Raw genomic sequence first — 10,226 nt, 5'->3', positions numbered from 1 at the left:
CGGCATCGTTATTACCAGCCGGATACGGGGCGCTATCTGACGCCGGATCCGGTGAAGTTGGCGGGTGGGTTGAATGCCTATCGGTATACGCCGAACCCGACGGGGTGGGTGGATCCGTTGGGGTTGAGCGGGAATTGTCCGGGGGCCAATAAGCCGGGTTGCTCGGTGCCGGATGGTGGTGTTGGGGTTAAGGTTGATGAGGGGGAGCCTGCATTACCGAAAATCTCGGCAGAGCAACGGCGGGCTAGGATTGATGAGCTAGCAGAAGCAAATGCATATCGGCGTTTAGATGAGGTTGAGCGCGCGTCCCCCGGAGGTCATTTTTTACAAAAGCATGGCGCGCAAACTACCCTGCACTCACAACTAGAGCGGGTACAGGAGGGAAAAAATCCTACGACAGGAGAAATAGAAAGGTATGAAAAAGGTAAGAGAAAAGGTGAGCCGGTCATACCTTCCGCGGCAACGCATTTTCTCAGTCATCGTGACCAACTGAATGCTATACATCGTGCTCAATTGATCTTTAAACATAGTGGTCTGGATGCCTCGAGACAACCTATTGAGATGGGTAAAAAAGTAGGTGAAGGATTTAAAAGAACAAACTCGCAGTATGGTGAGCAAACAAGGGCGGTGGTCATACTGGACAAAATTGGTCGCCCTATAACTGCATATACGGATTTTGATTAATGAATAATGACTACTCGTTGTGGAGTGTGCGTGGCTTGTTGTTTGTTTTTGACATAGAAAACACACGTGATATCAACAGGGAAGAAATCATAGTTTCAAAAGATGTAAATGATGATAGGGAGCTTTCTGAGTTGTTCGATGTTCTGATAAGGCCGGAATTTTTCGATTATGACGAAAAGGAAAGGCAGCGACTTATTGATACTTTGGTGTATTTTTTGGATTGTGGAGATACTTTTGATGAGGTTTTCACAAAAATGGATACCTACTTCGATGATGAGGTTTTAGATCAGCGTCAATTTATGCGCGTGCTGCTTGAACGATTGAGGGTTTATCAATTAGAAGGTAAAGAGGCTTAAGTTGATGCCGAGTATAATCGAACAGCCACCATCGCGAGCAGGTTCGTTCCTACAGGTTTCCTGCGGCTTTCAAAATGACGCATGACTTTGTAGGAGCGAGCCTGCTCGCGATGGCGGCCTGATGGTCAGCGCTGGCCCGTCAGCCATGCACCTTCAGGCACAGGCGCGACCAGGCTGTCGATCACATGCACGCTATACCCCTGCACATTCTTCGCATGGTGTTTAGCCTACGAAGCCATCTCCGCCAACTGGCTGGCGTCCAGTTGTGCACAGGCCTGTGGATGCAGATGCATCACACCAATGGACAACGACAGCAACGGAAACTCCTGCCGCACATCCTGTCGATTCGAGGCGATGAAGCAGCCGGCTTCGAGGTGTTCGTTGCGGTAGAAGCGGCGGCACTGGCTCTGGAAGTCGTCGAGGAGTTGGTTCAAGCGTTTGCGCCAGTCTTCCGGGCCGAGTACCAGCAGGAAGTCGTCGCCGCCAATATGGCCGACGAAGTCGCGGGACGGGTCGACGTGGTCGTTCAGCAAAATTGTTTGTTTGTGACAGTAGTACGTGTCCAGTTCCAATAATAAAAACCTCAACTCAGATCACTGAACTCCACCACCGGCATCGTCCGCTTCATCAACACCTTGCCGCCGCGAACCGAATACAGCGGCAACCCCTGACTTCGAATCACCTCGTAATCGCTATCCGCCGACAGAATCAACAAATTCGCCGGCCGTCCCGGTTCCAGTCCATACCGACTACCCAAGGCCATGGCCTTGGCGCTGTTGTCGGTGACCAGGTCCAGGGCGCTTTGCAGATTGCGGTAACCGAGCATGTGGCAGATGTGCAGGCCGGCTTCGAGTACCCGCAAAATGTTGCCGTTGCCCAGCGGATACCACGGGTCGACGATCGAGTCCTGGCCGAAACATACGTTCATGCCCGCTTCCAGCAACTCGTTGACCCGGGTCACGCCCCGGCGTTTCGGAAAGTTGTCGAAACGTCCTTGCAGGTGGATGCTCTCGGTGGGGCAGGAGACGAAACTGATCCCCGAATGCCCAAGCAGGCGAAACAGCTTGGCGCAGTAGGCGTTGTCGTAAGAGCCCATGGCCGTGGTGTGGCTGGCCGTGACCCGCGAACCCATGCAGCGGCTGCGAGCTTCTTCAGCCAGCACTTCGAGGAAGCGTGAGTGTGGGTCGTCGGTTTCGTCACAATGCACATCGACCAGGCAACCGGTGCGCTCGGCCAGGTCCATGAGGAACTTCACCGAACTCACGCCCTGTTCGCGGGTGTACTCGAAATGGGGAATGCCGCCGACCACGTCTGCGCCCATGTGGATCGCTTCTTCGATCAAATCGCGACCGTTGTGATAGGACTCGATGCCCTCTTGGGGAAACGCGACGATTTGCATGTCGATCAGGTGACGACTTTCCTCGCGTACTTCGAGCATCGCCTTAAGGGCGGTCAATTGTGGGTCGGTGACGTCGACGTGGGTGCGTACGTGCTGGATGCCGTGGGCGGCGAGGTTCTGGATGGTTTTCTTCGCCCGGGTCTTGGTGTCTTCCAGGGTGATAGTCGCTTTGCGCTCGCCCCAGCATTCGATGCCCTCGAACAGCGTGCCGCTCATGTTCCAGCGTGGCTCGCCGGCGGTCAGGGTCGCGTCGAGGTGAATGTGTGGCTCAACGAAGGGCGGCACCACCAGGTTGCCGCCGGCGTCCAGATCGTCCGGCCCCAAGGTTGGGGCTTCAGTTTGCCGGGCGATATTGCTGATCAGGCCGTTTTCCAGGTGCAACTCATGCAGGCCTTCTTGGTTGCGTAGACGGGCGTTGATGATGTGCATGAGTGAATCCTTTTGAAGAATCTTGTCGGCTGTCTCTCTACGTTAGCTCGCCAGTGGCAATCCTCGCCAGCGGCGTTGGTCATTGCATTGAAAAATGTGGGAGCGCTTTCGTCAGCCTGTCGATGGGCGAGTGAGAGCCAAAAATCTCAGGCATAAAAAAACAGCCGTTAAAGGCTGTTCATTTAATCAACTGACGAAACGCATTCCCCTGTAGGAGCTGCCGCAGGCTGCGATCTTTTGACTTTTGATTTTTTAAAGCAAGATCAAAAGATCGCAGCCTGCGGCAGCTCCTACAGGGGATTCGCTTTACTCGCCGCGATAGATGCAACCGCTGGTGCAGGTTTCGTGGATTCGAATCGCACTGAGTTCCGGCAGCAGTGGCTTGAGCTCGGCCCAGATGAATTTGGCCAACACTTCACTGGTCGGGTTTTCCAGGCCAGGAATATCGTTCAGGTAGTTGTGGTCCAGACGTTCGTACAGCGGCTTGAAGATCGCCTTGATCTCCGAGAAATCGCGAATCCAGCCGGTATGCGGATCCAGATCGCCGCTCAGGTGAATGGCCACTTTGAACGAGTGACCATGCAGGCGCCCGCACTTGTGGCCGTCCGGGACGTGGGGCAGGCGGTGGGCGGATTCGAAAGTAAACTCTTTGAAGATTTCCACAGGTATTCAGCTCTGTTCAGGTGGCGATCGCCGCGGCGATTTGGGCAGGCGGCGAGTTTAACAGCTTGCCTTGACTAAAGGGTCAGCAAGCGCTCGCCGAGGCGACCGTTGGCGGCCAGTTCGAGGAATTCGTCGCCCAGTCGACGGCTTTCATCCATCGCCGCGCGCCAGTATTTTTGCCGGCTCGGCGCATCACCCATGAAACGCTTGAAGTCATTTCGGTCCGGCAATTTGCCGTAGGGCAGACGCGCCAGGTACTCCTTCGATGGCGCCAGCAGCAACACGTTCTGCAAGCGCGCCGGACAGGCGCGACGCCACGGCAGGGTCTTGTCGAACCAGCCGGGAATCACCCGGTCGGTGAAGTGCGGATAGAGCACGATGTCGTTGCCGCTGTAGGGCAGGTCGAGGTGATAGTCCAGCAGACCGCCGTCGCGAAACGTTCCTGCGCCGGCGCCCGGCAAGTCGCGTACGCCTTCCATCACCATCGGGATCGAACCCGAGGCGAGCAAGGCCTGGCGCAGGTTGCCAGCGTTCAGCGCGACGAAGCGCGAAGGAAAGTCGTTCAGCGCATCGACTGGCGGCGCCAGGCGCGGGTCGTGGATGATCAGCCGTTCGAAGTGCCGCGACAGCCGCGCGCGCCCGCGCAGGTTGTCGGCGATCACCGATGACAGCCCCAGGCCCAGCCGACCACGATGATCGTCCGCGAGCAGGCCGTGGCTTTTGACCACCATGATGTTCAAGCGATAGTGGGCATTGTCGAGAAGGGCGGCGTCGCGGCCGTCGAGCAAGTCATCGAGCATGCGCCGTGAACTCTGACTGATCTGCGCCATGGTCACGCCTTTGGCGAAGTTCTGCTCGGTGTAGAGGTGGCCGAGGCGGCGGATGCCCTCGGCGGCATCCGGCAGGCAGGCACTGGCGAAGCGCCAGGAACCCACCGATGCACCGATCAGCGAGCGCTCCCGAGGTGCCGCCGGCAGCCATTCGCCGAACAACGCCAGGTCCAGCCCCTGAATCCCCAACGCCTTCGGACCACCGGCGGCGCCTGGCAGTGTGCCGACATCGGCGGCACTCAGACCGTTTGCCCGGATGCGCGCGAAAGCACGGGGGCCGGCCTTGAGGGTCAGGGAGGGGAACTTGATGTGGATGGCGGTCATACCGGTCTCGAATGTTGGCAAGCGGGCAAGATTATAAACGTGTGTCACTTGTTGTGTTCGCAAGCGGTCCCTGTAGGAGCTGCCGCAGGCTGCGATCTTTTGATTCTGTTTTTTAAAAGACAAGATCAAAAGATCGCAGCCTGCGGCAGCTCCTACAGGGGGATCGCGGGCCAATGATGGCCATTCAGTTTCAATTAAGTTCATATCGCTAAGGTGGCCCCCGTAGGCAACACATAAAAGAATACGGAGACACCCATGAAAACCCTGACTGCCCTGTTCACCGCGTCGCTCTTCGGCCTGACCGCCAGCCTCGCCCACGCCCGCGATCTGGGCCCGGACGAAGCACTTAGGCTGCGCGACGCTGGTACCATTGTGTCTTTTGAAAAGCTCAATGCCACCGCGCTGGCCAAGCATCCCGGTTCCACCGTCACCGAAACCGAGCTGGAAGAAGAGTACGGCAAGTACATCTACCAGATCGAACTGCGCGATCCGCAGGGCATCGAGTGGGACCTGGAATTAGACGCGGTCAGTGGGCAGGTACTCAAGGATCATCAGGATTCGTAATGACGCTGCTTTCTTTTACACATCGGCGCGCCGCCAGCCTGGCGCTGCTGTTTCTGGCTTTTTGCTCGGTGGTCATGGCCCGCGACCTGGATCAGGACGAAGCTCTGCGCCTGCGCCAACGGGGTGTGATTCTGCCGCTTGAGCAACTGTTGCAGCAGGCGCTGGACCGCTATCCGGGGGCCAAACTGCTGGAAGCCGAGCTCGAAGAGAAACACGACGTCTACATTTATGAAGTCGAGTTGCTGACCACCGAAGGCGTGGTCCGCGAACTCGACCTCGACGCCGCCACAGGCCGCTTACTCAAAGACAAGGAAGATTGACCGATGCGTTTGCTCCTGGTGGAAGACCACGTGCCCTTGGCCGACGAACTGATGGCCGGCCTCAATCGCCAGGGTTACGCCGTGGACTGGCTGGCCGACGGTCGCGATGCGGTGTATCAGGGCAGCAGCGAACCCTACGACCTGATCATCCTCGACCTCGGCCTGCCGGGCATGCCGGGGCTTGAAGTGCTGGCCCAGTGGCGCGCCGGCGGTCTCGCGACGCCGGTGTTGATCCTTACCGCCCGGGGTTCCTGGGCCGAGCGCATCGAAGGCCTCAAGGCAGGAGCCGACGATTACCTGACCAAACCCTTTCATCCCGAAGAACTGCACCTGCGGATTCAGGCGCTGTTGCGTCGCTCCCATGGCCAGGTCAATCAGCCGACGCTTCAGGCGGCGGGGTTGCATCTCGATGAAGGGCGTCAGTGCGTGACCCGCGACGGCGCGGACATTCAGCTCACGGCGGCCGAATTCCGCTTGCTGCGTTACTTCATGCTGCACCCGGAACAGATCCTCTCGAAAAGCCATCTCGCCGAACACCTCTACGACGGTGAAACCGAGCGCGATTCCAACGTGCTGGAAGTCCACGTCAATCATCTGCGGCGCAAGCTCGGGCGCAGCGTGATCGAAACCCGTCGCGGCCAGGGTTACCTGTTCGGCGGACAAGCCCGGTGAGGTCGATCCAGCGCCGTTTGAGTCTGGGTTTGATCAGCGTGATGGTGATCGTCGGCCTGGTGCTGGCGCAAACCAGCCTGTGGCTGTTCGAAATGGGTTTGCAGCGCTATCTCGAAGCCGGGCTGCGCAATGACAGCGAGAGCTTGCTGGTGGCGCTGGTGCGTGGCCCGCAGGGTTTGCAGCTGGACGAGCGACACCTGTCGCCGGCCTATCAGCGACCCTTTTCCGGTCACTACTTCCGCATTGATTTTGCCGACAGCCATTGGCGCTCGCGTTCGCTGTGGGATCAGGAACTGCCGCGCCTCGAACACCCCGGCCTGCACAGCAACTTGCAGTTGGGCCCGGAAGGCCAGCAGTTGCTGGTGCTGCGCTCGGACTATCGCCGCTTGGGCCAATCGATTTCCATCAGCGTCGCACAGGATTACACCCCGGTACGCGAAAGCTTTCGACGCATGCAACAGGTCGGCCTCGGCCTGGGGCTGGCGGGGTTGTTGCTGATTCTGCTGCTGCAAAGGATCACCGTGCGCCGCGCCTTGCGGCCACTGGAAAAGGCCCGCGAGCAGATCGCGCAATTACAGCAAGGCCAGCGCTCGCAACTCGATGATCAAGTGCCGGTAGAACTGGAGCCGCTGGTGGCGCAGATCAACCACTTGCTGGCCCACACCGAGGACAGCCTCAAGCGCTCGCGCAATGCCCTGGGCAACCTCGGCCATGCGTTGAAAACCCCGTTGGCGGTGCTGTTGAGCCTGGCCTCAAGCGAGCAACTCGACGCGCATCCGCAGCTGCGAAAGATCCTCAAGGAGCAACTGGAACAGGTCCAGCAACGGCTCAATCGCGAACTCAACCGCGCACGGTTGTCCGGCGATGCGCTGCCGGGAGCCTTGTTCGATTGCGATGCCGAGCTGCCAGGCTTGCTGGCGACGTTGAACATGATCCATGGCGAACACCTGGCGCTGAGCTACCGCGCCCCGGCCGGCCTGCAATTGCCCTGGGATCGTGAAGACCTGCTGGAATTACTCGGTAACCTGCTGGACAACGCCTGCAAATGGGCGGACGCCGAGGTGAGGTTGAGTGTGGTCGAGACTGCGGACGGTTTTGAGCTGAGTGTGGAAGACGACGGACCGGGCATCCCCGAAGACCGCCGCGATCAGGTGTTCAGTCGCGGCACACGGCTGGACGAACAGACCGACGGGCATGGTTTGGGCCTGGGTATCGTGCGTGACATCGTCGAAACCTGGGGTGGGGTTTTGCGCTTGCAGGAGAGCGAGTGGGGTGGGCTCAAAGTGGCGATCGAGTTGCCCAAACGAATCTGAAGACACCCGCAAACCCTGTAGGAGTGAGCCTGCTCGCGATACCGGTCTGGCAGCCACAGTGATAGTGAATGTGCCGCCGTCATCGCGAGCAGGCTCGCTCCTACATTGATTTGTGTTGAGTCGGGCTCAGGTGTGATGAATCTCCCGATCCTTGGTTTCCGGCATGAAGAAAATGCCTAGCACCGCTGTCATCACCGCGATCACGATCGGGTACCACAGCCCGTAGTAGATATCCCCCGTGGCCGCCACCATGGCGAATGCCACCGTCGGCAGGAAGCCGCCGAACCAGCCGTTGCCGATGTGATAGGGCAGCGACATCGAGGTGTAGCGGATGCGCGCCGGGAACAGTTCCACCAGCCAGGCGGCGATCGGGCCGTAGACCATGGTTACGTAGATCACCAGAATCGTCAGGAGCAACAGCACCATCGGGTAGTTGGTCTTGGCCGGGTCGGCCTTCTCGGGGTAGCCCGCCTCTTTGAGCCCGGTGGCGAGCGTGGCGGTGAAGGCATCGTTCTTGGCCTTGAAGTCGGCGGCCGGCATGCCGGTGCCCTCGAAGCTCTGGATTACTTTGTCGCCGATGCGCACTTGCGCAACAGCCCCAGGCTCGGCCTTCTCGTTCTTGTAGGGGATGGCGCGCTTGGCCAGAACGGTCTTGGCCAAGTCACAGGAACTGGTGAATTTGGCCTTGCCCACCGGGTCGAACTGGAACGAACACTGGTCAGGATTGGCGATCACCGTGACCGGGTTTTTCTCCTGCGCGATGAACACGTCGGGGTTACCGTACTGGGTCAGCGCATGGAAGATCGGGAAGTAGGTCAGCGCCGCGAGGATGCAGCCGGCCATGATGATGCCCTTGCGGCCGATGCGGTCGGACAGGCTGCCGAAGATGACGAAGAACGGCGTGCCAATCAGCAGTGAGCCGGCAATCAGCAGGTTGGCGGTTTGCGGGTCGATCTTCAGCGTTTGCAGCAGGAAGAACAGCGCATAGAACTGCCCGGTGTACCAAACCACCGCCTGGCCAGCGGTGCCGCCGAGCAGGGCCATGATCACGATCTTGAGGTTGTCCCAGCGGGCGAAGGATTCTGTCAGCGGCGCTTTCGAGGCTTTGCCTTCGGCCTTCATTTTCAGGAACACCGGCGACTCGCTCAGTTGCAAGCGGATGTACACCGAGACGATCAGCAGCAGGATCGACAGCAGGAACGGAATCCGCCAGCCCCAGGCCTCAAAGGCCTCAGTGCCCAGCACGGTGCGGCAAGCGAGGATCACCAGCAGGGAAAGAAACAGGCCGAGGGTTGCGGTGGTCTGGATCCACGAGGTGAAGTAGCCGCGCTTGCCTTTCGGCGCATGCTCGGCCACGTAAGTCGCGGCGCCGCCGTATTCACCGCCCAGCGCCAGGCCTTGCAACAGGCGCAGGGTGATCAGGATGATCGGCGCCGCAACGCCGATGGTTGCGTAGCCGGGGAGGAAACCCACGATCGCCGTTGAAATACCCATGATCACAATGGTGATCAGGAAGGTGTGTTTGCGCCCGATCATGTCGCCCAGTCGCCCGAACACGATTGCCCCGAAAGGCCGAACGGCGAAGCCGGCGGCAAACGCGAGCAGGGCGAAGATGAAGGACGTGGTCTCGTTGACGCCGGCGAAGAAGTGCTTGGCGATGATCGCGGCGAGGGAGCCATAGAGGTAAAAGTCGTACCACTCGAACACGGTGCCGAGGGACGAGGCGAAGATGACTTTGCGCTCTTCCTTGGTTATGCCGTGGTGAGGCGCGCTGCCTGTGCTTGTGTTGTCGATTGCCGCCATGAGTTTTCTCCGTTGTTCTTGTTTTAGGCCGGAGCACCTCTCATTTGTTGCCGTACCCGGGCCATGGGACACAGACTGACGGCCTCGCATCGCTGCAAGGTTTCATGAAGCATAATCGCGTTTGCGTAGATATCCACTCGCCATCATACGAAGACGCAGGAACAGGGGATGGCGAACACAAAAACTGTAGGAGCGAGCCTGCTCGCGATAGCGGCGGCACATTCAACATCAATGTGTCTGACACACCGTCATCGCGAGCAGGCTCGCTCCTACAGGGAAACTTAAACGCGGAACTGATCCATCAGACTCTGCTGCTGATTCGCCAGACTGTTGAGCGACTGACTCACCCGCGCCGACTCATTGGCCTGTCCCGACAGCGACTCGGTGACGTCACGAATGGTCGCGACGTTGTTGTTGATCTCCTCGGCCACCGCGCTTTGCTCTTCGGCGGCACTGGCGATTTGCAGGTTCATGTCACTGATGACGGTCACCGCCTCGCCGATCTGCCGCAGCGCCGTCACGGCTTGTCCGACCTGCTCGACGCTGCCCTGGGCCTGACGATGACTGTTGCCCATCGACCCGACCACATCCTGCGTACCGCTTTGCAGTTGCTCGATGACCAGGCGGGTTTCTTCGACCGACTCCTGGGTGCGCCGCGCCAGATTGCGCACTTCATCGGCCACTACGGCAAAACCACGCCCGGCCTCACCGGCCCGGGCCGCTTCGATCGCGGCGTTGAGCGCCAGCAGATTGGTCTGCTCGGCGATGGCGCGGATCACTTCGAGTACAGAACCGATCTTCTCGCTGTTGGCCGCCAAACCTTCGACCTGCAGCATCGCCGCGCTCATGTCGGCAGCGAGGTTGTTGAT

Annotated in this window: 10 protein-coding genes and 2 pseudogenes; 6 read left to right on the top strand and 6 right to left on the bottom strand. The window is 59.2% G+C overall.

Going from position 1 to position 10,226, the window contains the following annotated elements:
• The coding region (locus KGB21_RS24380) for an RHS repeat-associated core domain-containing protein (protein WP_223506967.1) at positions 1–684 on the top strand (684 nt) is incomplete at its 5' end.
• Positions 684–1,040 (top strand): hypothetical protein, encoded by a 357-nt coding sequence (locus KGB21_RS24375; protein ID WP_223506966.1) that lies wholly within the window; start codon positions 684–686, stop codon positions 1,038–1,040. The genes KGB21_RS24380 and KGB21_RS24375, both read left to right, overlap by 1 nt.
• A gap of 125 nt (positions 1,041–1,165) precedes the next feature.
• Here the strand turns inward: KGB21_RS24375 and KGB21_RS24370 are convergent.
• From KGB21_RS24370 to KGB21_RS24355, 4 genes and pseudogenes are all read right to left on the bottom strand, one after another.
• Positions 1,166–1,570 (bottom strand): annotated as a pseudogene (locus KGB21_RS24370) (diguanylate phosphodiesterase); the annotation flags it as partial.
• Positions 1,571–1,623: 53 nt separating this feature from the next.
• A complete protein-coding gene (gene codA / locus KGB21_RS24365; protein ID WP_223506965.1) occupies positions 1,624–2,868 on the bottom strand; it encodes a cytosine deaminase in 1,245 nt (414 codons plus the stop codon).
• Between the two features lie 306 nt (positions 2,869–3,174).
• On the bottom strand, positions 3,175–3,531 hold the full coding sequence (gene queD / locus KGB21_RS24360) for a 6-carboxytetrahydropterin synthase QueD (protein WP_008056290.1): 357 nt from the start codon (positions 3,529–3,531) through the stop codon (positions 3,175–3,177).
• 74 nt (positions 3,532–3,605) lie between these two features.
• Positions 3,606–4,685, bottom strand: coding sequence for a patatin-like phospholipase family protein (locus KGB21_RS24355; RefSeq protein WP_223506964.1), 1,080 nt, complete (start codon positions 4,683–4,685; stop codon positions 3,606–3,608).
• A gap of 255 nt (positions 4,686–4,940) precedes the next feature.
• Here KGB21_RS24355 and KGB21_RS24350 point away from each other — a divergent pair, with 255 nt between their 5' ends.
• The 4 genes from KGB21_RS24350 (at position 4,941) to KGB21_RS24335 (ending at position 7,554) form a co-directional block, all read left to right on the top strand.
• On the top strand, positions 4,941–5,249 hold the full coding sequence (locus tag KGB21_RS24350) for a PepSY domain-containing protein (RefSeq protein WP_034149306.1): 309 nt from the start codon (positions 4,941–4,943) through the stop codon (positions 5,247–5,249).
• 74 nt (positions 5,250–5,323) lie between these two features.
• Entirely contained in the window at positions 5,324–5,569 is a 246-nt protein-coding gene (locus KGB21_RS24345; RefSeq protein WP_411741411.1) for a PepSY domain-containing protein, read from the top strand.
• A 3-nt stretch (positions 5,570–5,572) separates the two neighbouring features.
• Positions 5,573–6,241: a response regulator transcription factor gene (locus KGB21_RS24340; RefSeq protein WP_034149308.1), complete on the top strand. Its 669-nt coding sequence runs from the start codon at positions 5,573–5,575 to the stop codon at positions 6,239–6,241.
• Positions 6,238–7,554 (top strand): sensor histidine kinase, encoded by a 1,317-nt coding sequence (locus tag KGB21_RS24335; protein ID WP_034149309.1) that lies wholly within the window; start codon positions 6,238–6,240, stop codon positions 7,552–7,554. The genes KGB21_RS24340 and KGB21_RS24335 overlap by 4 nt, the downstream gene beginning before the upstream one ends.
• A gap of 126 nt (positions 7,555–7,680) precedes the next feature.
• Here KGB21_RS24335 and KGB21_RS24330 read toward each other — a convergent pair whose 3' ends face one another.
• Both KGB21_RS24330 and KGB21_RS29700 read right to left on the bottom strand, forming a co-directional pair.
• Positions 7,681–9,357: an MFS transporter gene (locus KGB21_RS24330; RefSeq protein ID WP_034149310.1), complete on the bottom strand. Its 1,677-nt coding sequence runs from the start codon at positions 9,355–9,357 to the stop codon at positions 7,681–7,683.
• Positions 9,358–9,638: 281 nt separating this feature from the next.
• Positions 9,639–10,205 (bottom strand): annotated as a pseudogene (locus KGB21_RS29700) (methyl-accepting chemotaxis protein); the annotation flags it as partial.
• Between the last annotated feature and the right edge of the window lie 21 nt (positions 10,206–10,226).

The organism is Pseudomonas sp. GL-RE-29, assembly GCF_019947275.1.
Taxonomy (GTDB): Bacteria; Pseudomonadota; Gammaproteobacteria; order Pseudomonadales; family Pseudomonadaceae; genus Aquipseudomonas; species Aquipseudomonas fluorescens_A.
The sequence above is the reverse complement of the archived record's forward strand: the minus strand, read 5'-3'. Positions and strand labels throughout refer to the sequence as shown.

Bases quoted from the DNA above. Each gene is read 5' to 3' on its own strand.
- KGB21_RS24340 (WP_034149308.1), top strand. From the start codon at position 5,573: ATGCGTTTGCTCCTGGTGGAAGACCACGTGCCCTTGGCCGACGAACTG.
- KGB21_RS24375 (WP_223506966.1), top strand. From the start codon at position 684: ATGAATAATGACTACTCGTTGTGGAGTGTGCGTGGCTTGTTGTTTGTT.
- KGB21_RS24350 (WP_034149306.1), top strand. From the start codon at position 4,941: ATGAAAACCCTGACTGCCCTGTTCACCGCGTCGCTCTTCGGCCTGACC.
- KGB21_RS24355 (WP_223506964.1), bottom strand. From the start codon at position 4,685: ATGACCGCCATCCACATCAAGTTCCCCTCCCTGACCCTCAAGGCCGGC.
- codA (WP_223506965.1), bottom strand. From the start codon at position 2,868: ATGCACATCATCAACGCCCGTCTACGCAACCAAGAAGGCCTGCATGAG.
- KGB21_RS24345 (WP_411741411.1), top strand. From the start codon at position 5,324: ATGGCCCGCGACCTGGATCAGGACGAAGCTCTGCGCCTGCGCCAACGG.
- KGB21_RS24330 (WP_034149310.1), bottom strand. From the start codon at position 9,357: ATGGCGGCAATCGACAACACAAGCACAGGCAGCGCGCCTCACCACGGC.